Here is a 22,581-nt window from a genome sequence, read left to right on the forward strand (position 1 = left end):
AGTAGCGAGGTCACGGACCGTAACAGCGGCAAGGCTGTAACGAGTGGTCTGGTATCGATGTGGACGTTCGACGAAGGCAGCGGCACGTCGTGCAGTGATGATGTGAACGACAATGACGGTACGGTAAGCGGGGCAAGCTGGGTAGTCATTTCAGAGGGTTCTGTGCAAACAGATATTTATGAATACTACTCACCCTCCGGCCTTCTAAAACGAAAAATAGAAGCCGCTACCGGAGATGTATATGAGTATGAAGACGACAACAGCTATTATAATAATAACTCCTACGGAAGACCCCTCATTGCCTCTTCCCATACTACTACAGTACTGGGAGGCACTTACACATCAAGTTCCTGGTATAAGGAATATACATGGGATACGCAGGACGTGGAGATAGCCGAGTATGACGGGGAGTATTCTGTAAGTGCAGGATATTCAACAAAGGCTGACGTACAGTCCGATGAAATGCGCGTCAAATACGTCTATATGCATAATTCCCATTACACTGTGAATACCGCTTCAAGTAACTGGGATATGGTCGCCAAGGCTATATACGATACCAACGGTGAAGGGGACTCCAATTTTCTGGAGGCTTACCAGTGGTATTCAGGCAACGGATATACGCCCGGTGAGGGTGACCTCATGAAGTCCTACAATAAATCCGAGGGTACCGGCACGGAATGGGATAATACGCAAGACCATAAGGTCATAACAAGCGCCGTCTATACCGCTTCATCGCCTCTTGTGGGCGGGGTATATACACCTAACGATTATTACCTGACTTATGATTGGAGTGATGATGACGTGATAGAAAAGGGTTATTCGGGGACCTATACCGTAAGTTCGACCTATACAACGAGAACGGACGTTGTCGCTTCAGAACTAAGGGTCGAAAAGACCTATAAACATACCGGTGACTATACTCTCCATAACAGCACATGGTATTTGGAGGACCAGCTTATATACAAAAGTGACGGGACCACCAAGGATGATTATTTTGAGTATTACAGTGACGGGTCCGGTTCCACGCCTGGAGAAACCAGGAGGGCGATAGATTACGGCAATGATCTGAGTGAGTGGTCAAGGCCTTTCGACGACGTGATAAGTCTGGATAACAGCGTGAGGAATACGAGAAGTTATATGAATTGCGGCAGTGATTCAAGTCTTGATATCACCGGAGCTCTGACACTGGAAGCCTGGGTGAGGACCACGGCGGATACTACCGGTACCAGGGCATTCATATTCAATAAGTTCGACCAGGATAACACCAAAGACGGATATGCGCTTGCCCTTGTGAATAACAAGCTGCTATTCTACTGCCAGAGCGGTTCCACGGGTGCCTGGGTGGGGTCAAGTTCAAACTCTGCCATAAATGACGGTTTCTGGCATCATATCGCCGTTACTTATTCGAGCGGTTCGGGGACCTATTATATCGACGGGCAGGCCGACGGCACCTTCGGGACGTCTACAGACCCCGGGAGCACCTCCGGCCTGGATCTGCATATAGGTGGAACAAGCAGAGGCGGCAAGAATATCGGGTTCAACGGGGACATTGAACACGCCGGGATATACAGCACGTCCCTTAAATCCAGCGATATCGCGCTTCTTTCCATTGAAAGGGATATAAGCACTAATGCTGTTTCCGAATGGGATTTTACCGAGGGAAGCGGCACTACCGTCAGTGACAGCGCGGGCAGTAATACGGGTACGCTTGTAAATACTATCTCCTGGAACGACAGCAAGCACAGGAAGGTCCTTTACGCCTCATACCCGTCAAACGGTACAAAGACCCTTTACGGTTCATATACAACGGATAATTCCTATAATGCGTACGATTGGAATTACAGACAGGGGGTCTATACAACCGGCCATATGAAAGTGGCTATGTATGACGGTTCTTATACCGCAAGCGGGGGCGATGCCCTGTATAACGGTATAGTAGACTCTGAACTCAGGGTTGAATATGTCTATGCCCATAACGGCGAGTATACGAACCTCGATCCTTCTTCGAACACCTGGACCCAGAAGGCCCAGACCATATATGATCCCGCCGACGGGACCACGGTGGATGAGCTATACGAGTGGTATACAAGCGGGAGAATGAAAAGGTCCTATGATTCCTCGACCGGTAACGGCACCGAATGGGAGGATACGGCAAACCATTACACTATCGGTACGGCCACTTACACTACTACTGTCATAGTCAGCGGACTTTATACCGCGGACAATTCCTATTCAACGTATGACTGGACCTACTCGAATGGCATTTATACCACCGGTTACGTAGGAATAGATGTTTATGACGGCGAATACTCAGTGGATGTGGGTGACGCTATCGCGGCGGATGTTGTTGCATCGGAGAAGCGAGTGACAAATGTCTACAAGCATAACGGGGATTATACCGATCTGGACGCATCCAGCAACAATTGGACGCATATGGTCTCGGAGGTATACAGTACCGATGCCGATACGATCATAGAGCTTTCGGAGTGGTATAGTGACTCCAGCCTCAGGAGGTATTATGAGGAGGATTCAGGTTACGGCACCGAATGGGAGCCGACTTCCCAGGGGCATAAGGTCGTCCTGAGCGCGAAATATACGACCGAAGTCTTGGTTTCGGGCTTATACACCGCGAGTAATTCCTACAAGACATACGACTGGAACCCGACACAGGGGGGATATACGACAGGTTATGTTGAAGTCGAGGTTTTCGACGGAATGTATATCGCCGATAGTGGCGAGGCTAACTGGGTCGATGTCCAGGATTCAGAGTACAGGGTAGGTTATATATACAAGCATAACGGCTCATATACCAACCTGGATCCATCCAGTAATGGCTGGAACATGGTGGCCAAGGAGATAGTGGATACCGACGGTGATACGACCCTAGAGGCTTATGAATGGTACATAAGCGGTAACGGCCTGAAGCGCTCTTATGACGCTTCTACTTACAACGCCACCGAGTGGCAGGATTCAGCCAGCCATTACGTGGTCGGGACAGCCAGCTATACAACGACCGTCCTTGAAAGCGGGGTGTATACCGCCAGTAATTCCTACAAGACTTTCGACTGGACCTATGATACCGGCCAGGTGCTCATGACGCTTTATGACGGTGAATATTCGGTGGACTTCGGGGATGACCTTGGCGCCGACGTTCAGGCCGCGGAAAAGCGTTTAGAGTACGTGTATAAACACAACAGCGTTTATACGAACCTTGATACAAGTTCCAACGGCTGGCGCATGCTGCATAAAGGACTCTATTCAACTGATGGGAGCACGCTGATCGAAGGGAACTGGTTCTATGATAACAGTGACAACCGCCTGTACCAGAAGCTTGAAGGTGAGGGTTCGTCGGATGATGCTTACCAGTACTTTGATGCCGGGCAGGGTATAGGGGGCGACGATACCTATTACGCCGAGATAAGATGGGCGGGGGATTATACGATCTATGGTTTTCGCGGAGATTATACTAATCATCCTAATGGGTCCGGTGGGGTCGATTGGATGCAGTATGACGCAAGTTATAGCACTCTTGCCGAGTACAACATTGATTCAATGAAAACCTTTGAGTATTATTCGGGCAGTTATTCCAACGTTCACGAATGGATTAATGAGTATACTTGGAACACCAACACATGGACTTTAGTGCAGTCCCACCAGCACGACACCAGCGGGAACTATTCTACCACGACGTACGGGAGAACAACCAACGATTCCTTCAAGCCGTCGGATATACCCGATAAACCCGCTGTAACCGGATCCGGGGGCTCCTCTCTCTATGGGGCGGATATGATAGATAATATCGTCTCGGAAGACGCGCTGATCCCGGAAGAGATGAAGTCTTTCTTTGAAAAGATCGACCGCCTTGAAAAGACCTATTCTGGGGAAGGTGTGCTTGTAGCTCTTCTTGATTCGGGTCTTGACAGCGGGAGACTTGAGGTCGATATCGGGGGAGGATATGACTTCGCGGGCAAGAGCCGGTCGGACGGTCTGGGGGATGATGACTACACCGATTCCACCGGCCACGGCACCTCGACAGCCGAGGTTTTCAATGAAACCGCGCCTGATGCGGAGGTGCTTGTCGCGAAGGTGCTCGATGACTACGGGATGACCTCATCCAGCATAGTCGCCGACGCGATCAAGTTCGCGGTCGATGCCGGAGCGCGGGTCCTGGCCATGCCGTTCGAACTTATGCCGGTGAGCGTTATGCTTGATAAAACGATAGATTACGCGCTGGAGAAGGGCGCTATACTCATTGCTTCTGCGGGTAACTCCGGAAGCGAGATAGAGGATAAGAGCCTCGCTTCAAAGGAAGGCGTTCTTACCGTGGGATCCATCGAAAAAGATGGCGCGCTTTCGGCGTGGAGCAATTACGGCGACGAACTTGACCTTCTTGCCCCGTGGGATGTAGTCGAGAACGAGGAGGGTACTTCCTACTCGGCCGCTTTCGTGGCGGGCGTTGCTGCTCTTATGCTCGAGGAAGATCCGGACCTCACTTCCAACGAGCTCATAGCAAAGCTCAAGGAGTTGATGCCCGAGGTGAGAAAGGACAAGGAAGAGCACAAGATAAAAGGGGATGACGCAGAAGAAGTCCTTTCAATGCTGGATGCCGAGCGGGAGAACCGGGAAGGGTTCACCGGTTATACCATACAGGAAGAGGGGGCGGTAGATATCCTCGATCAATGATAAGTTCTGAATGTAGCGTATGATGAAAAAAAGAGCGTGTCCGGCGGGACACGCTCTTTTTTATTGGGTATCTCAGAAAGATATGATCAGGCTTCTATCTGGGCCCATTTGCTTCTGAGCCTGGATATACGTCTTGAAGCCGTGTTCTGTTTTATTACGTTCTTCTTCGCGGCTTTCGAAAGTTTTGATTCAAGTTCCTTCAGCGCCTCGTCCGCTTCCTTTTTCTTCTGGTCGTCCATAAGCTTGTTGGCTTTTTTAGCGAGAGTGCGAAGCTCTGATAGTTTTGATTTGTTTCTTTCGTGCTTTTTCTTGTCCTGTCTTAAGCTCTTTATAGCAGCTTTCTTGTTCGCCATTAGATAACTCCTTGTATATAACTTGTTTACTTAGCTAAGTTTAGGAAGTCATAATTTAGCATACGCTCTATGATTTGTCAACAGGTTTCGGGACAGTATTTACTTCATGCTAAAGCGAGAATGACATAAACGTCATAATATGTTATTATTATTGTAATTTACCTGCTAAAATACACTAAATATGACCACTAACAAAACGCTTATAAAATCAACTGGCATAATAAGTTCCGCTATTACCTCAAGCCGCATACTTGGGTTTCTGAGGGATATACTCTTCGCCCGTTGGTTCGGTACGAACATCTATGCACAGGCTTTCGTGGTGGCTTACCGTATACCCAACATGCTCAGGGATATGGTGGGAGAGGGGGCGACCAACGCGGCCATCGTGCCCGTTCTCAGCAATTACAGGCATACCCGTTCCGAGGAGGAATACTGGACCGCCGCCAGGGTGATATTCAACCTGATGCTGACCGCTTTAAGTGTGGTCACCGTCCTGGGGGTGGTTTTCGCGCCCTTGCTAGTAAGGATAATCGCGCCGGGATTTCTCGAGGACCCGGAGAAGTTCAGGATCGCCGTTTTTCTCACCAGGGTGATATTCCCGTATATATTCTTCCTGGGGCTTTTAGCATACAGTAAGGGAGTGCTTAATTCACTGAACTATTTTCTCACGCCGGCTTTCGCGCCGGTCGTGCTTAATATATCGATCATACTCTCTTTGCTTTTTCTCTCGCCTCTTATAGGCATTAAAGGCGTAGTGATAGGAATTATCGTAGGCGGCCTCTTCCAGGTGCTCATGCAGCTTCCGCCTCTTTACAGGCGAGGCTTCAGGCTGGATAAGTCCTTTCAGCTTTCGCACCCGGTAGGCAGTCAGATAGGGCGCCTTTTACTGCCCCGGGCTATGGGGACCGCGGTATACCAGGTGAGCATACTTATCGATACGGTCCTGGCCTCCCTTGCCTGGATAGTGGGCGCCGGAGGTGTCGCCGCTTTATATTACTCGAACAGGCTCGTCCAGCTTCCTCTTGCGGTCTTCGGTATATCCCTCGCGACAGCCGCACTTCCCAGGATGAGCAGGGAAGTGGCCATGAACGACATAGAGAAGCTGCGGGGCACGGTATCTTTTTCGCTCAGGACGGTGTTTACCATTATGGTGCCCGCTGCGGTGGGACTCATGGTGCTGGCAAAGCCCATAGTGAGGATCCTTTTTGAAAGAGGCGAGTTCACGCCGTATTCCACGTCCATAACCGTTAACGCGCTTTTCTTTTATACTTTCGGCCTGTTGGCCTATGCCGGGATAAAGATACTGGTGGGGACATATTACTCTCTGGGGGATACGAGGACGCCGGTCAAGACCGCTTTAGCGGCTCTATTGGTCAACATCGTCTTCAACCTCATCCTTATGTGGCCGCTCAAGATAGGCGGGCTTGCCCTGGCGACATCCATCGCAGCTACCACGAATCTGGTCATCCTTTACGTCATACTTATGAGGCGGATAGGGGATATCGGTACCGGCGCGATCATATCCAGCCTTATGCGCATATTTTCCGCTACCGTGGTCATGGGACTTTTCACTTTTTTCATGAAGCGCCTTTTTCTCGATGCGCAGGCTCTGTCGACACCGGTGGCTTTCCTGAGGCTGCTTGGGGTTATCCTCACCAGCGGTATCGTTTACTTCGCCGCCAGCTGTGCGGCAGGGGTTGAAGCTTCCCGTAAAATGCTAAAAGCCGTAATTGCGAGGATATCATGACCGCCCGATCGAAAAAACTACAGACTAAAATACAAAACCTGCCCGACTCTCCCGGGGTTTACATGTTCCTGGATTCGAAAGGCGAGATCATTTACGTGGGCAAGGCCCGGCGCCTCAAAAGGCGCGTCTCTCAGTATTTCCAGGCCGGAAGGGCCAGGGACGCCAGGCTTGAACTGCTGGTAAGCGAGGTGCGTGATGTCAAGTTCATAAGGGCCTCTTCCGAGGCGGAAGCGTTGATATATGAGGCGGGCCTTATCAAGGACCATTCTCCCAAGTTCAATATAGAGCTTAAGGACGACAAGTCCTACCCCTACCTCAAGCTTACTGTTAACGAGGAGTATCCCCGGCTTTTCCTGACAAGAAGAAGGCTGAACGACGGGGCGATCTATTACGGCCCTTATGTTGACGTCAAGCTTCTCAAGGAAGCCCTGTCGTTCATGAAGAAGGTTTTCCCGCTGAGGACATGCAGGAGGTTCCATAAGACGATCTGCCTCGAGTACCACATGGAGCAGTGCGCAGGACCATGCGAGGGGAAGATCTCCCGCGAGGAATACTGGGACATGGTCGAACAGCTCAAGCAGTTCCTGGAAGGACGCAAGGACGACCTTATACGCGCCCTTCAGGAGCGCATGAAGGGTTTCGCCGATAAACACCAGTACGAAAGGGCGCTTCAGGTCAAAAAACGTATCGAGGCCCTTACCGCGATACAGCAGATGCACGACCGGTCGCAGCACCCCGTATACGGGGAACTGGACGAACTGCAGAACGCCCTGGGGCTCAGGGACCTTCCGGTGACCATAGAATGCTTTGATATATCCAATACCAGCGGTAAACAGGCCGTGGGCTCCATGGTCAGGTTCGTCGCAGGAACCCCCAGAAAATCCGACTACCGCAAGTACAGGATACGCACGGTCGGGGAGATTGACGATTATTCGATGATACGCGAGGTCGTAAGAAGAAGGTATTCGCGCCTTCTCAAGGAGAAAAGATCCCTTCCGGATCTGGTTCTCATTGACGGAGGCAAAGGGCACCTTTCAGTAGCGAGGGATGAGCTTACCCGGCTGGGGCTGGGGGCTGTGGAGGTGGCCAGTATAGCCAAGGAGCACAACCATCTTTATTCGCCCGCGAGAAAGCACCCCATAAGGCTTTCGCCCGGTTCGAGACTGTTATTACTTATCCAGAGGATCCGCGACGAGGCGCACCGCTTCGCGATAACCTATCACCGGAAGCTCAGGGGCAAGGAGAAGTTCGCCACAGAGCTCAAAAAGATAAAGGGTGTCGGCCCCGTGCGGGAGAAGATACTTATCGAGAAGTTCGGAAGAGTGGATAATATCCGCAGGGCTTCTCTTGAGGAACTTAAAGAAGCCGGTATGGATGAGCGTACCGCAAGGTCTATCAGGAAGTATTTTTCCGGGGGGAAATAGCCTTCCCGGGGCCGGCTTTACACTTGGTTGCAATACTGTTATAATGCCACTCTACGGGAGGTAACGCGATGATAGAAGAACTGAAAGAATCCCTGCATGTTCTGCAAGATAAATTCGACGAACTCAGGGGGTATCTTTGACCTTGAGAAAAACGAGAAGAGGATAAAGCAGATAGAGTCCGAGCTCAACGACCCCGAGATCTGGAAGAACCAGGAGAAGGCTGACTCGCTTTCGCGTGAACTTAAGGCGCTCAGGTCCCTTGTAGGGCCCTATAGAGAGATAAAAGAGCAGTACGATTCGGTGAAGGAGCTTTCAAGCATAGTGGAAGCCGAGGACACCGAGTCTTTAAAGAGCCTCATGGATGAGATGAGGACGGTGCAAAAGTCCATTGACCAGCTTGAGTTCAAGTGCATACTCGGCGATGAGGCGGACCGCTCCGACGCTATCGTGAGCATCAATTCGGGGGCGGGAGGTACCGAGTCCTGTGACTGGGCCGCCATGCTCCAGAGGATGTACCTCAGATGGGCCGAGGACCACGGTCACTCCGTTGAAATGATCGACCAGCTCGCAGGGGACGAGGCGGGCATCAAGTCGGCGACTTTCATGGTGAAGGGGCCTTTCGCTTACGGATACCTCAAGGCCGAATCGGGCGTTCACCGCCTCGTGAGGATCTCGCCTTTCGATTCCAATAAAAGAAGGCATACGTCTTTCGCCTCTGTTGACGTTATTCCGGATATAGACAAGAACATAAAGGTCGATATAAACGAGAGCGACCTCAGGATAGACACCTATCGTTCCTCAGGAGCCGGGGGCCAGCACGTTAACGTCACTGATTCGGCAGTAAGGATAACCCACGAGCCGACCGGTATAGTCGTGCAGTGCCAGAAAGAGCGGTCCCAGCACAAGAACAAGGCTACGGCCATGAAGATACTCAGAGCGCGTCTCTACGAAGAGAAAAAACGCCAGCAGGAAGAGGACATAACGCGTTCCTACGAGGACAAGAAAAAGATCGAATGGGGCAGCCAGATAAGGTCATACGTGCTGCATCCATACAAGATGGTCAAGGACCACAGGACGGATGAGCAGACCTCGAGCGCGGAGAAGGTGCTTGACGGCGAGCTTGACGAGTTTATCAGATCATATCTCAAGATGGAGGCAACCAAGAAATAACGGGAGAAAAGAAAATGTTCGGCATATTAAGGAAACTATTTGGCACGCAGAACGAGCGGGAGCTTAAAAAGATAGAACCGGTGGTTCGACAGATAAACGATCTCGAGGAGGATATAGCAGCTCTTTCCGACGAGCAGATCAGGGAAAAGACCGACTCCCTAAAACGGGATCTCAGGAAGGAACTCGAGGGGATAAAGGACGAACTCGCCGGCGTCAAGGAGGCGATCGCCATGTCTACCTCGGACGCCGAGCGTAATAAGCATAAGAAGCGTCTGAAGGAGGTCAAGAACAGGATCCTGGACGATAGGCTGCCCCTTGTCTTCGCCCTTGTCAGGGAAGCCTCGAAGAGGACCATAGGTCTCAGGCATTTCGATGTCCAGCTCACCGGCGGGATAGTCCTTCACGAGGGAAAGAACGCCGAGATGGCCACAGGTGAAGGTAAGACGCTGGTAGCGACCCTGCCGGTCACGCTCAACGCGCTGACCGGAGAGGGGGTTCATGTCATAACCGTTAACGACTACCTCGCCAAAAGGGACTCCGAGTGGATGGGGCCGGTGTACCGTTTCCTCGGGCTTTCGGTGGGTGTCATCCAGCACGACATGGATACCGAGGAAAGGAAAAAGGCCTACTCCTGTGACGTGGTCTACGGGACGAACAACGAGTTCGGGTTCGATTACCTCAGGGACAACATGGTTGTCGAGGAAGAGAGCAGGGTCCAGAGAGAGCCCAATTACGCGATAGTCGACGAGGTGGACAGCATACTCATCGATGAGGCGAGGACTCCTTTAATAATCTCCGGTCCGGTTGACGAGACGAACGAGGCTTACAACCAGATGAGGCCTGTTGTCCAGGAGATCGTCAGGGCCCAGAAGAAGCTGGTAGGCGAGTTCCTTTCCGAATACAGGAAAAAGCACTCCGAAGGGAAGGATGAGGACGCCGGGCAGCTCCTTTACCTCATACATAAGGCCGATCCGAAGAACCGCGAGTTCCTTGATATCATACTCAAGGACCAGAAGGCGAAGAACCTCCTGGACAGGGCCCAGGCCCAGCTTGACAGCAAGGTCATGGAAAAGGAGCGTAACGAGTTCCTCGAGCAGCTTTACTATGTTTTTGACGAGAAGACACGCGAATCCACCTTCAGCGCCAAGGGCCAGGAGATGATGCAGGAGAAGTTCGACATAGACTTCATGCTCGAGGATATCGAGGCGAAGATAGCGGAACTTGCCGATGAGGACATACCCGAGGAGGAGAAGACCGCCCGCGAGACGGAGCTGGTCACCCGTTACGCCGAGCAGCAGAGAAAGGTCGAAAGCGTGAAACAGCTTCTCAAGGCCTATATCCTCTTCCAGAAGGATGTCGATTACGTGGTCAAGGAGAACAAGATCGTCATAGTCGACGGATTCACCGGAAGGATGATGCCCGGCAGGAGGTTCTCCGACGGTATACACGAGGCCATCGAGGCCAAGGAGCAGGTCGAGGTCCAGAAGGAGAGCCAGACGCTCGCGACGATAACCCTTCAGAACTATTTCCGGATGTACGATAAACTCGCCGGCATGACCGGTACCGCCAAGACGGAAGAGGCGGAGTTCGTCAATATATATTTATTACCCGTTATCCAGATCCCGACCAACCGCCACTTGAGAAGGGAGAACATGCCCGACAGGATATACAAGACGGAGCTTGAGAAGTTCAAGGCGGTATGCGACGAGGTGGAGCACTGGAACAAGAAGGGAAGACCCCTTCTCGTGGGGACCATCTCCATCGAAAAGTCGGAGAAGCTGAGCGGCCTTCTGAATTCCCGCGGGATAAGGCACAACGTGCTGAACGCCAAATACCACGAGAAAGAAGCCCACATAATCGCACAGGCGGGAAGGTACGGCGCGGTAACCATAGCAACCAACATGGCAGGTCGCGGAACGGACATACTCCTCGGGGGTAATCCCGAGTACCTGGCAGATGATGCGGTGAGCAAGCTCGAACTCGAGGAGGAACAAGAAAAGGAAAAAGCGTTCAGCAAGTACCTTGATGAATACCGCCAGAAAACCCGCCAGGAGAAGGAAAAGGTCCTTGAAGCGGGGGGGCTTCACGTTATAGGCACCGAACGGCACGAGGCCAGGCGCATAGACAATCAGCTCCGCGGGCGCTCCGGAAGGCAGGGCGACCCGGGTTCCAGCAGGTTCTACCTTTCGCTGGAGGATGACCTGATGAGGATATTCGGTTCGGACAGGATAAAGAACGTGATGGACCGTCTGGGGATGGAAGAAGGAGAGGTCATCGAAAATCCGATGGTGACCAGCGCGATAAGGACCGCCCAGAGGAGAGTCGAGAACCAGAACTTCGAGATAAGGAAACACCTCCTAAAATACGATAACGTGATGAACCAGCAGAGAGAGGTCATCTACAAGAGGCGCAGCAACATCCTCAAGGGAACGGACCTGAAGAACGAGTTCTTTGAATGCCTCACGGTGGGACTTGAATCGGTCTTCGTTAACTGGGAGACCTACCCGGAACCGGAAAAGGCCGCTAAAGAGATCATGTACCGTTACGCCATCAAAGTGGATCCGGAGGAACTTACGCCAAGGGACCCCAAGGATATCATCGCCAGGATAATGGAGGTCGCCAAGAAAAGCTATTCGGCAAGGGAAAAGGCCCTCGGTGAGGAGCGCGCGAGGGAACTCGAGAAAGCTGTAATGCTCTCGGTGATAGATACCAACTGGAAGGAATACCTGCGAGAGATAGACGACCTTCGTGAAGGCATATCCTGGCGCGCTTACGGCCAGAAGGATCCCCTGGTGGAATTCCAGCACGAAGCCTTCCAGATGTTCACCGACCTCATGGTCAAGATAGATGAGCAGACCGCGGAGAAGATAATGAAGATCTCCGCGATGGAAGAGGAATACAAAAGGAGCGTATTCGAGCCGGAAAGAGGTGACCTGGTGCACCAGGGTTACTCCGCCCTGGGAACGTCTTCGTCCGGGCAGGATACCGTCTATGACAAGGAGGCAGGCGTCAAGACGCCCGAGGAGATATTCGGCGCCGAGAACGTGAGGGCAAAGACCACCGTAAGGCGCAAGGTGCCCAAGGTGGGGCGTAACGATCCCTGCCCGTGCGGCAGCGGAAAGAAATACAAAAAGTGCTGCGGCAGGTAGATTTTGTCATGAAAACCCATATACGTAACATATCCCTCGCTTTTCTGGCCGGAATAGCGGGGTTTGCCGCTTTCCCGCCTCTTGATATAAGTTTCGCCGCCTGGTTCTGCCTGCTTCCGTTGCTGCTCACCGTCGAGCCCGGAAAGCCCCGGGAGAATTTCTTTTACGGTTACCTGGCGGGAGTCGTTTTTTTCGCCTCGCTCCTTTACTGGCTGGTGAACGTAAGTGTTCCGGGGATGATAATCCTGGTCCTTGCGCTTTCGGTGTTTTACGGTCTTTTCGCTCTTCTGGCCGGTTACATCAGAAAATATTCGATGAGCCTTCTTATTCTTCCATTCATATGGGTGGTGCTCGAATTCATAAGGGGCAACCTTTTTACGGGATTTCCCTGGGCACTTCTGGGGTATACCCAGTACAGGAACCTTAACCTGATACAGATAGCCGATATCACCGGCACTTACGGGGTATCCTTCATTATTGTCGCTTTCAACACGGCTGTCTACGCGGTGAGCATCCGTTCCAAAAGACGCATCTCCTACATGATGATCGCGCTTATTTTCATGCTCGCTTCGACTTCATACGGCATCTACAGGCTGAATAACCTCCACAGGTGGGGATCCCCCCGGATAAGCGTTGTCCAGGGGAACATACCCCAGAGCTATAAATGGGATCCTTCCTATGCAGATGAGATCATGGCCGGTTATACCGCACTTACCCGGCAGGCCGCCGGGGACGATACCTCCCTGATAATATGGCCGGAGACCTCTTACCCTTATCTCTTCGAGGAAGGCACTCAGGAGGCGGAAACCATAAAAGAACTCGCCTCGGAGGTAAAGACGCCCATACTCGCGGGAATGGTCTCCAGGCGAGCGGAGGGGTATTACAATACGGCCGTCCTTTTTGACGGGGCGGGGCGCATCCGGGAAAAATACCTCAAGACGCACCTTGTGCCTTTCGGGGAATACGTTCCCTTTGAAGGCGCGCTTAACGTTGTCAGAAAATACATCGATAAACCCATAGGCGACTTCGAAGAAGGGGATGAGTATACCGTCTTTCCCGTGAGTTCGCTTACCGCCATTACGCGTCCGGACGGCACGCTCGTCCGCACGACGAATTTTTTCAGGTTCGGCGTCCTTATCTGTTTTGAGGATATTTTCCCGTACATAACAAGGAATTTCGTCAATAACGGTGCGAATTTCATGGTAAATATGACCAATGACGCCTGGTTCGGTAAGACCGCGGCGCCTCTCCAGCACATGCAGGCGTCGGTCTTCAGGGCGGTTGAGAACAGGGTGCCCGTCATACGCGCCGCTAACACGGGGATCTCCTGTTTTATCGACCCACAGGGTAAGGTCACTGAAAAAGTGCAATCTGCCGGCGAGAATATCTTCATCAAGGGCTACGCCACCAGCAGCGTAAACGTGCTTTACGGCAAGAGCTATTACACGGTCTACGGGGACCTTTTCGTGTATTTCTGCGCTTTTATGCTGGCGGTTCTGTTCATAACCGAGGGTTTCTTACTCAGGAAAGAGAATAGATCATGAAAAAAGGTATTATTGTTGCCATGGTGGCTCTTGTGGTGCTGGTGACCGCGGTGGCTTTCTTTCCGTCGCTGTCGAACGATTTCGTCGACTGGGATGATACCCAGCTGGTGACGACCAACTCGGCTATCCGGGGCTTTACCCCGGAGAACATAAAAAAAATGTTCACCACCAATTACCTGGGCCATTACATACCGCTGGTCATGGTAAGTTTCGCTGCCGAATACCATTTCTTCGGTCTGGATCCATTTATATACCACCTGACCAACTATGTTCTGCATATTCTCATAACGGTCGCAGTCTTCTATTTTCTGTATCTCCTTTCTGGCGAGGCTATAGTCGCCTTCGTCGTCGCTATGCTCTTCGGAATACATCCCCTTCACGTTGAGTCGGTGGCCTGGATCACCGAAAGAAAGGACCTATTGTATTCCATTTTCTACATGCTGGCTTTGATAAGTTACATGGTATACCTGAAGAAGGGTAAGAAGGGTGTATACCTAGTGTGTTTTCTTTTTGCGGTCCTGTCTCTCTTTTCGAAGGCCATGGCCGTTACCCTGCCGGTCGTTCTTCTGCTGGTCGACTGGTTCCGCCACAGGGGCCTGACCAGGAAGGTCATACTTGAGAAGGTGCCCTTTTTCGGTGTCGCCCTGCTTGTGGGGCTTATCAATCTCAGGTTCGAGATGCTTACCGGTGCGACCCACCTCAAGGTGAGCCTTCCCTCAAGGATATACGCGCTCAGCAAGGGGATACCTTTCTATCTCTATAAGACGGTCTTTCCCGTAGATCTTTCCGCTCTTTACCCATACCACAGGACCATAAACCTGCAGCAGGGGATAGAGACGGTGGTTTACATAGTGATCCTCATTATACTGGGTGCTCTTGTGGCCTTTTCAAGAAGGTACACCAAAAAAGTGGTCTTCGGCAGTCTTTTCTTTCTGGTGACCATACTGCCGGTACTCAAGATAATACCCGCCGGTTCCGCGTTCGCCGCCGACAGGTACATGTACCTGCCCTCGATAGGCCTGTTCTATATATTCGGGGTCTTCGTAAACTGGCTTTTCCATGACAGGCAGCTGGGTCGCCCCGCCGTAAGGACCGGGCTTGTCCTGGTCTTTGCCGCCATGACCCTGACGCTTTCGGTCCGCACCTGGCACAGGTGCGCGGTCTGGAATAACACCCAGACGCTTTTCAATGATGTCATAAGGAGCAATCCCCTTATTCCGGTCTCGTACAACAAGGTAGGCGCCTATTTCGCCGCACGGGGGAAGCTGGATGAAGCCATAGTCTATTTCAAAAAAGCCCTCCGGATAAGGCCCGACTTCATGTTGGCCCGGCAGAACATGCGAAGGGCCTATATCGAAAAAGGGATGGCTCCCGAGGAAGCCGACGCAGTGGTCGAAGAGGTTATCGGCAAGAGAGAGACCCCCCGGGAAGAACCCGCCCCCACCGATGAGGAGCGCGAGGTCTATAGGAAAGTGTGGGCTCTCAACCGCACGGGAGTAGAGCAGGGCAAGCGCGGCGAGTTCGATAAGGCCATTTCTTCCTTCAAGAAGGCCATAGAACTTGATCCGAACTACCCCGAGACCTACAACAACCTGGGGTTCGCGTACTACAAAAAGGGCGAATACTACCTGGCAGAGGAATATTTCAAGAAGGCCCTTGAAGTGGACCCTTCACACGAAAGGGCCTGGAAGAACTTAGAGGCTATACGCGGCATTACAAAGCCCGAGGGCGGGCAGGAAGAGCAAACTGATAGCCAGCAGTAAGGTCTTCCCCCGCTGATCTCCGGCGAGTGGCATGAAACCCGGGACCAGCGGGAGAGACCCGGCCGGGGAGCTAGTTCTGCTTTTCCTTGTAGCTGTCCAGGATAAGCTCCTGCAGGCCCTTACGCATTTCGCTCGATACGGGATAGAAGGTCTCGTACCATTTTTCGTCCCGGCCCTGTTCCCTGGGCATGCTGACGAAAAGACCCTCCTTGCCCTCGACCACCCTGAAACCCTTTACCAGGAAGCTGTCGAGTATGAGAAGGTCACAGAAAGCCTTGGTGGGGCCGTCCCCTTCAAGGCAGTGCATCCGTTCCACTTTGACTACCGGTTTTGTTTTCATAACGTCCTCCTTTTTTTTTTAGAATTATGATCGTTCCTGTCGTACGCTTATTAGAGACAAGCGTGGGCGCGTTTAATCTTTCAATGTTTTTGTATTTACACTTTACCTCTCTCGTGGTAGATTTTTCCCATGGGAAAAAAAGCATGCACAAGATGCGTTTTTGACGAAAAGGTAAAGGGCATAGAATTCGGCCCCGAAGGGGTGTGCAATTACTGCCGGCTCCAGGAGAAGTTCGCGAAAACGCCTCCGGATGAGGAATACCTCCGGAGGTTGCTCGATTCCATCAGGAAGAGGACGCACAGAAGCCGGCACGGATGCATAGTGCCTTTTTCCGGAGGGGTGGACAGTACCTATGTCCTTTATTATTTGGTACAGGAGGGTCTCAGGCCCATAGCCGTTCATTCCGACAACGGCTGGGTGACGGAGCTCTCAAAACGCAACATGGAAAGGGCCGTGAGGAAGCTCAACGTACCCCTTGTAAAGCTCACGGCAGAGAAGGATACCCTGAGGAGGGCGTATCTGGCTTTCCTTGAAGCATCGGTTCCGGAGGTCTGCCTTCCCTGCGAGGTCAAGAATATCTCCGAGATAATGGAGTTCGCCGTCATGAAAGGCATCAGGTACCTGTTCTACGGGTTTTCGCCAAGGACGGAGGGGATAAACCCCTTGAGCTGGCATTACATCGACGCAAGGTACTACCGAAGCATCATATCAAGGTTCGCCGGTCGCGGGGATAAAGCGCATAAACTCAACAAGCTCGGAATCCCCAAACTTTTCTATTATCTTGTCCTAAAAGGCATAAGGCAGATACAGCTTCCGGCATTCATCGAATGGGACGAGGAAAAGATAAAAAAGACTCTTTCTTCGGAGCTCGGGTGGGTGGACGGAGGAAGACATTCGGACTGTTCTTATTATCCTTTCGTGAAGAGCCTCCTCAGGGAAAAGTTCGGTATCGACAGGGAGAAGACCTTTTATTGCGCAATGATCAATTCGGGCGAGATAGACAGAAAAGAAGCCGCGAGGAGGCTTGAAAGAAAAAAGGAGGAGGATGCCTCCTCTTTTTTCCCGGAAGTATCCTCAAGGCTGGGTGTGCAAGAGGAGGATCTGCGCCGCTTCATGAAGCGGCCGGCAAGATATTTCTGGGACTACCCCACGTATTACCCATTACTCAAGAAACTTAAGCCCCTCGTATGGCTCGCTTCGAGGACCAACATGATCCCCAAGACATTCCATGAGAAGCTTTTCAGGACATAGCACGGGCTTTATCAGTCCTTTATGCTTTTTGAAAGCTCTTCCCGGAAGGGGGATTTGCCTTCCTTGCGGTACGCCTCGTAGACGGTGATGAGCATTCTGGTCGATTGTGAATCGATTATCCATTTTATACCGCACAGGACGGCGGCTGTAATGAGCTGGATGAAGTATTCGGCCAGGAAAAAGGAAGCAGCAAGGGAAAACCCGGCCACTACGAGCCATATATTCCTCCTCAAAGATCTTTTCAGCTCAAAGAACTTCTCCCTGAGGTCGGGAGTTGAAAGTACCGTGTGGGCGTCTGAGACGAGCTCCCGGCATTTTGAGCAGCGGGAGAGATGTTTCTCGATGAGCTTCTTCTCATCGCCTGTAAGCTTGCCGGAAAGGTATCCGGCCAGTTCCTCTTCTTGCGGGCAGAGTCTATTCATGGTCTCCTTTCTGTTTGAGCGGTTTTTCCCTCTACATCCTTAGAGACAGCATTTCCCCGGGGATCCTTTCAATTGTATCATAAATATCTGCTGGCTCCCAGGACCCTGGTGAGGTTCTGCCTGAGCTGCTTTTTCGCGCGGCTTATAAGAGTTGCCACCGTGCCTTCGGGAACGTTCATTATAGATGATATCTCTTTTTGCGTTTTCCCGTCGAGGATATTGAGCTTCAGCGCGAGCTGCTGTTTGGGGACGAGGGTTGAGATCTCCTTGTCTATCGTCGCGCCGAGCTCGTTGGCCTCGACCGCTTTAGCGGTGTTAAGCTTGGCCGAGCTTAACACCGATCTTAGGGTGAGGCCCCGGGATTCGCCCGCAAGTTCCTCATCCAGTGAAAAGGTGGTCCTGGCCTGCTTAAAGCGCTTCCTGCTGCAGTAATTGGAGGTGAAGTTGAGCGAGACTATTGCAAGCCACCCTCTCAGGCGGTCGGGGTCTCTGAGCTTGGAGAGCTTATCCTTCTCCCAGATGGAGGTAAAGATCTCCTGGACGATGTCGCGGTACTCCTCTTTCCTGAGCCGGAAATTAAGCTTCTTCAGCTTGTGGCGCACGCTTCTTGTTACCAGGGCCTCGTACCGGCGCACGAACTGGTCCCACGCGGCGGGTTCTTTCCTGAGGCATCGTGATACGAGTTCTCTTGTTTCGTTCATGATAAGACCATTATATTGCAAATTTATCAAAAAATCAATAATTTTTTTTAAAATAATCAAATTACAGAATTGAACATGTTCTTGAAAGACTTGCCCCGCACGCCTGTTGTGGGGTATAATCAGTTTGATTCTCATGAATAATAAACATATAGCCGACATATTCTCTAAAATAGCCGATATGCTCGAGGTAAAGAACGAGAACGTCTTCAGGGTGAGGGCTTACCGCACCGCGGCGAACAACATAAGTTCGCTCTCAAGGGAGATCTCGGACATATACGCCGAAGACCCTTCCCGGATAGATGATATTCCCGGTATAGGAAAGGACCTTAAGGCCAAGATACTAGAGCTCATCGAAACGGGCGAACTGGCTTATTTCAAGCAGCTCCAGGAGGAGTTCCCCAAGGGGTTCATCCAGATGATGAGCCTTGAGGGGCTTGGTCCCAAGAAACTCAAGAAGCTGCGCGATGAAGTGGGGATAGAGAACGTCGATCAGTTGGAGAAGGCCTGTCGGGAGGGAAGGCTCGAATCCGTGCAGGGTATGGGCGTCAGGACCGAGGAGAAGCTTCTGGCGGCGATAGAGCATTTCCGCCAGAAGCAGGGCAGGCTCCTTCTTCCTGAAGCTTACGAGATGGCGGAGGAGCTGACAGGTTACCTTAAAAAGAGCAAGGTCTTCAGGAAGGTGGAGAAGGCGGGCAGCCTGAGGAGGGGACGCGAAACAGTGGGGGATCTGGATATACTTGCCGAAGCCTCTGACCCGCGGAAGGCGATGGAACACTTCTGTGCGTACCCGCTCGTCTCGGATATCATCGCCAAGGGATCTACTAAGTCGAGCGTCAAGCTTGTTAACGGCACCAATGTTGACCTGCGCCTCGTTGAGAAAAGGTCGTTCGGTGCGGCCATGGTGTACTTTACCGGCAGCAAGCAGCACAACGTGAAGATACGCCACATAGCCAAGGGCAAGGGCCTCAAGGTCAGCGAATACGGTGTTTTCTCGGTAAACGAGAGAACCGGATCTGAAAGGTTCGTAGCCGGAAGGACCGAAGAGGAACTCTACAGAAAGCTCGGCATGGAGTGGATACCTCCCGAGCTTCGCGAGATGCGGGGTGAGGTCGAAGCTGCGCTTGAGGGGAAGATCCCCAAGGACCTTGTTAAGTCCGGTGATATAAAGGGGGACCTGCACGTGCATACGACAGCTTCCGACGGCAATGCCACTGTTGAGGAGGTGGTGAAAAAAGCCAGAAAGCTGGGGTATGAGTACGTTGCGGTGAGCGACCATTCCCAGAACGTCGCGGTGGCCGGGGGGCTCGACCGCAAGAGGCTTTTAAAGAACATCGATAAAATAAGAAAGCTCGATTCAAAGACAAAGGGTATCAACATTCTTGCCGGCTCTGAGGTGGATATACTCGATAAGGGCAGGCTCGACTATCCCGACAGCGTGCTCAAAGAGCTCGACTGGGTGACCGCCGCGATACATTCAAAATTCTCCCTTCCCCGGAAAGATCAGACAGAGCGCGTTCTGAGGGCCCTTGACAATAAATACGTCAACGTCCTCGCGCATCCCTCGGGAAGGCTCATAACAAGGCGCCGGCCTCTCCAGCTGGACTTTGACGCTATTTTCAGGAAGGCCGCTGAGAACGGCGTCTTCATGGAGATCAACACCCACGGAGACCGCATAGACCTTAATGACACCAATTCCGCCAGGGCGAAGGAGCTGGGATGCCGGTTCTGCATAAATTCCGACGCTCATTCCCTGGAGCAGATGGAGCTTGTGGGCTACGGTGTGATAACCGCCCGGAGGGCCTGGCTGAGAAAAAAGGACATAATCAATACCTTAAGAGCGGATGAACTTGTAAAACTCAACAGACGGTGAGCTATATGGCGAAGGACATTGAAAAAAGAATCAGGAAGCTGCGCGATGAGATAAAGAGGCACAACCGACTTTATTACACGAAGGGCCGGCCGGAGATTTCCGATTCTGAATACGACCGGATGATGGATGAGCTCAAAAAGCTCGAAGAGGCCCATCCCGAATACGCCTCTTCCGACTCCCCGACAAGGACCGTGGGGGCGCCCATACCCGATAAGTTCAAGAAGATAGAGCACGTTTCTCCCATGCTGAGCCTTGAGAGCATAAGGAGCGAGAAGGAACTTGAGCATTTCGCGCAAACCTGCGCAAGGGATGCAGAAGCAGCTGTCAGATACGTCTGCGAACCCAAGCTTGACGGGTTGAGCATAGAGCTCGTGTACGAAGGAGGTAGGTTCACCAGGGGTTCGACAAGAGGTGACGGCTTTACCGGAGAGGATGTCACTCTTAACCTCAGGACCATACCCAGCGTTCCCCGCAGACTCAAGACGGATAACTCCCCCTCGCGGCTTGCCGTGCGGGGCGAGGTCATGATGCACATAAAGGATTTTCAGGAGCTTAATAAAAGCCGCATAGCCGAGGGGAAAGAGCCCTTTGCCAATCCCCGCAACGTCGCCGCCGGCTCGATGAGGCAGCTTGACTGGCGGATAACCGCCCAGAGGAAACTTACGGTTTACTGCTACAGGATCCTGGAGATCACCGGCGAGTCCCCCGAGACCCAGGAAGAAGCCCTAAGGATGCTGGAAGAGCTGGGGTTCAGGATATCCCCGAAGGTGCGGAGCTTTACCGACGCTGCCGGGATAATAGAATACCACCATAAACTGGAAAAGCAGAGGGAGGAACTGGATTACGAGATAGACGGTATCGTCGTCAAGGTAAACAGCTTCAGTCAGCAGAAGAAGCTCGGCACAAGGACCACCAACCCGAAGTGGGCCGTCGCCTACAAGTTCAAGCCGCGCAGGGAGCTGACGCGGGCGGAAGATATAACTGTCCAGGTGGGGCGCACGGGGGTCCTTACGCCTCTTGCTCTTCTCCAGCCGGTCGAGGTCGGGGGGGTCACCGTCTCGCGTGCCACGCTGCACAACATGGACCAGGTGGAGAAGCTGGGGATAAAGATCGGCGACTGGGTGAGGGTCGAGCGCGCCGGGGACGTTATCCCGTATATCTCCGAGGTCCTTAAAGAAAAGAGGACCGGCAAAGAAAAGGATTTCCGTATGCCCGATAAGTGCCCCAGCTGCGGGAGCGGGATAGTAAAAGAGGACGTATTCTACCGCTGCCCGAACGGGCTTTCCTGTCCCGCACAGCTCAAGGAGGCGATAACCCATTACTCCTCAAAGGGAGCGGTCGATATCGAGGGGCTGAGCGACAAGACGGTCGAGCTTTTGTACGAAAAGGGCCTTATCGGGAGCATCTCCGATATCTACAGGCTGGAAAGGGATGAGCTTCTTTCCCTTGAGGGCTGGAAACAGAAAAGGACCGACAACCTCCTCAGGGCCATAGACAAGGCGAGGGAGGTCCCTCTGGACAGGTTCATCTACGGCCTGGGGATACGCAATGTCGGTAAGCATATAGCGACGCTCCTCGCCTCGAAGTTCGGCTCGATCGAAAACCTCGCGAAGGCGGGGAAGGATGAGCTTACCGATATAAAGGAGATAGGCCCCGAGATAGCAGAGAGCATAACCGATTTTTTCTCAGAGAAAAGGAACACCCTTGAGATAGAAAATCTGCGCAAATGCGGGGTCACCATAAAGAAGAAGAAAAAGCCCGAGAAGGGCAAGCTGCTGAACAAGAAAGTTCTTTTCACCGGAAGCCTCCAGAAGATGAAAAGAGATCAGGCCAAACGTCTGGTCGAATCCGAGGGAGGAGAAGCCGCCTCCAGTGTCAGTGGCGAGCTTGATTATCTTGTCGTGGGAGAGAAGCCCGGATCCAAGCTGGATAAAGCCCGTAAAAAGGGCATAAAAATACTCACCGAAGAAGAGTTTCTGGACCTTATCGGCTGAAAAACAGCAAAAATACGTTCGGTTTTCCGAATTATAACACCTTCCAAATAAATAACTTACAATATTAAGTTAAGCTATAAAATAGTTAGAAATTAAGGTTGCATAAAGTTGCCTTTCTGATATAATACATTAAAGCATAAAAACAACAAAAAGGTAGAAGGGTGATAAAA

General features: G+C 52.0%; 14 protein-coding genes. 10 read left to right on the top strand and 4 right to left on the bottom strand.

Annotated features, from left to right (window positions below; translation table 11 throughout):
* Positions 1-4,683: S8 family serine peptidase (locus GF409_00600; GenBank protein MBD3425709.1), on the top strand; the 4,683-nt coding region annotated here is incomplete at its 5' end.
* A gap of 86 nt (positions 4,684-4,769) precedes the next feature.
* Here the strand turns inward: GF409_00600 and rpsT are convergent.
* Positions 4,770-5,036, bottom strand: a complete 267-nt coding sequence (gene rpsT, locus GF409_00605; GenBank protein MBD3425710.1) for a 30S ribosomal protein S20 — start codon at positions 5,034-5,036, stop codon at positions 4,770-4,772.
* Between the two features lie 181 nt (positions 5,037-5,217).
* Here rpsT and murJ point away from each other — a divergent pair, with 181 nt between their 5' ends.
* The 6 genes from murJ to GF409_00635 all read left to right on the top strand — a co-directional run bounded on the left by murJ (position 5,218) and on the right by GF409_00635 (position 15,833).
* Positions 5,218-6,783 (top strand): murein biosynthesis integral membrane protein MurJ, encoded by a 1,566-nt coding sequence (gene murJ / locus GF409_00610; GenBank protein ID MBD3425711.1) that lies wholly within the window; start codon positions 5,218-5,220, stop codon positions 6,781-6,783.
* Complete coding sequence (locus GF409_00615; protein MBD3425712.1) at positions 6,780-8,207, top strand: excinuclease ABC subunit UvrC; 1,428 nt, start codon at positions 6,780-6,782, stop codon at positions 8,205-8,207. Before murJ ends, GF409_00615 begins: the two co-directional genes overlap by 4 nt.
* A gap of 96 nt (positions 8,208-8,303) precedes the next feature.
* Positions 8,304-9,377, top strand: coding sequence for a peptide chain release factor 2 (locus GF409_00620; GenBank protein MBD3425713.1), 1,074 nt, complete (start codon positions 8,304-8,306; stop codon positions 9,375-9,377).
* Positions 9,378-9,391: 14 nt separating this feature from the next.
* Positions 9,392-12,526 carry a preprotein translocase subunit SecA gene (gene secA / locus GF409_00625; protein ID MBD3425714.1) on the top strand — a complete coding sequence of 1,045 codons (3,135 nt, stop codon included), beginning with the start codon at positions 9,392-9,394 and terminating at the stop codon, positions 12,524-12,526.
* Between the two features lie 8 nt (positions 12,527-12,534).
* The gene (gene lnt / locus GF409_00630; GenBank protein MBD3425715.1) at positions 12,535-14,070 is read left to right on the top strand and encodes an apolipoprotein N-acyltransferase; all 1,536 of its coding nucleotides are present in this window, start codon (positions 12,535-12,537) and stop codon (positions 14,068-14,070) included.
* Positions 14,067-15,833 carry a tetratricopeptide repeat protein gene (locus GF409_00635; protein ID MBD3425716.1) on the top strand — a complete coding sequence of 589 codons (1,767 nt, stop codon included), beginning with the start codon at positions 14,067-14,069 and terminating at the stop codon, positions 15,831-15,833. Before lnt ends, GF409_00635 begins: the two co-directional genes overlap by 4 nt.
* Before the next feature lie 70 nt (positions 15,834-15,903).
* On the opposite strand, the gene GF409_00640 is transcribed toward GF409_00635, so the two are convergent.
* Positions 15,904-16,173 (bottom strand): hypothetical protein, encoded by a 270-nt coding sequence (locus GF409_00640; protein ID MBD3425717.1) that lies wholly within the window; start codon positions 16,171-16,173, stop codon positions 15,904-15,906.
* 129 nt (positions 16,174-16,302) lie between these two features.
* Here GF409_00640 and GF409_00645 point away from each other — a divergent pair, with 129 nt between their 5' ends.
* Positions 16,303-17,424: a hypothetical protein gene (locus tag GF409_00645; protein MBD3425718.1), complete on the top strand. Its 1,122-nt coding sequence runs from the start codon at positions 16,303-16,305 to the stop codon at positions 17,422-17,424.
* 11 nt (positions 17,425-17,435) lie between these two features.
* Here GF409_00645 and GF409_00650 read toward each other — a convergent pair whose 3' ends face one another.
* A complete protein-coding gene (locus GF409_00650) occupies positions 17,436-17,846 on the bottom strand; it encodes a hypothetical protein (GenBank protein MBD3425719.1) in 411 nt (136 codons plus the stop codon).
* Positions 17,847-17,923: 77 nt separating this feature from the next.
* Positions 17,924-18,706 carry a sigma-70 family RNA polymerase sigma factor gene (locus GF409_00655; protein MBD3425720.1) on the bottom strand — a complete coding sequence of 261 codons (783 nt, stop codon included), beginning with the start codon at positions 18,704-18,706 and terminating at the stop codon, positions 17,924-17,926.
* On the opposite strand from GF409_00655, the gene polX reads away from it, so the two are divergent.
* On the top strand, positions 18,681-20,417 hold the full coding sequence (polX, locus tag GF409_00660; GenBank protein ID MBD3425721.1) for a DNA polymerase/3'-5' exonuclease PolX: 1,737 nt from the start codon (positions 18,681-18,683) through the stop codon (positions 20,415-20,417). The two genes, GF409_00655 and polX, sit on opposite strands and share 26 nt — an antisense overlap.
* Positions 20,418-20,422: 5 nt before the next feature.
* Positions 20,423-22,411 (top strand): NAD-dependent DNA ligase LigA, encoded by a 1,989-nt coding sequence (gene ligA, locus GF409_00665; GenBank protein MBD3425722.1) that lies wholly within the window; start codon positions 20,423-20,425, stop codon positions 22,409-22,411.
* Positions 22,412-22,581: the final 170 nt, after the last annotated feature.

It is taken from the genome of Candidatus Omnitrophota bacterium (assembly GCA_014728045.1).
In the GTDB taxonomy this organism is placed as follows: domain Bacteria; phylum Omnitrophota; class Gorgyraeia; order Tantalellales; family Tantalellaceae; genus WJMH01.

Coding starts and splice junctions, on each gene's coding strand:
- rpsT (MBD3425710.1), bottom strand. CDS start 5,036: ATGGCGAACAAGAAAGCTGCTATAAAGAGCTTAAGACAGGACAAGAAA.
- murJ (MBD3425711.1), top strand. CDS start 5,218: ATGACCACTAACAAAACGCTTATAAAATCAACTGGCATAATAAGTTCC.
- GF409_00615 (MBD3425712.1), top strand. CDS start 6,780: ATGACCGCCCGATCGAAAAAACTACAGACTAAAATACAAAACCTGCCC.
- GF409_00620 (MBD3425713.1), top strand. CDS start 8,304: ATGTTCTGCAAGATAAATTCGACGAACTCAGGGGGTATCTTTGACCTT.
- secA (MBD3425714.1), top strand. CDS start 9,392: ATGTTCGGCATATTAAGGAAACTATTTGGCACGCAGAACGAGCGGGAG.
- lnt (MBD3425715.1), top strand. CDS start 12,535: ATGAAAACCCATATACGTAACATATCCCTCGCTTTTCTGGCCGGAATA.
- GF409_00635 (MBD3425716.1), top strand. CDS start 14,067: ATGAAAAAAGGTATTATTGTTGCCATGGTGGCTCTTGTGGTGCTGGTG.
- GF409_00640 (MBD3425717.1), bottom strand. CDS start 16,173: ATGAAAACAAAACCGGTAGTCAAAGTGGAACGGATGCACTGCCTTGAA.
- GF409_00645 (MBD3425718.1), top strand. CDS start 16,303: ATGGGAAAAAAAGCATGCACAAGATGCGTTTTTGACGAAAAGGTAAAG.
- GF409_00650 (MBD3425719.1), bottom strand. CDS start 17,846: ATGAATAGACTCTGCCCGCAAGAAGAGGAACTGGCCGGATACCTTTCC.
- polX (MBD3425721.1), top strand. CDS start 18,681: ATGAATAATAAACATATAGCCGACATATTCTCTAAAATAGCCGATATG.
- GF409_00655 (MBD3425720.1), bottom strand. CDS start 18,706: ATGTCGGCTATATGTTTATTATTCATGAGAATCAAACTGATTATACCC.
- ligA (MBD3425722.1), top strand. CDS start 20,423: ATGGCGAAGGACATTGAAAAAAGAATCAGGAAGCTGCGCGATGAGATA.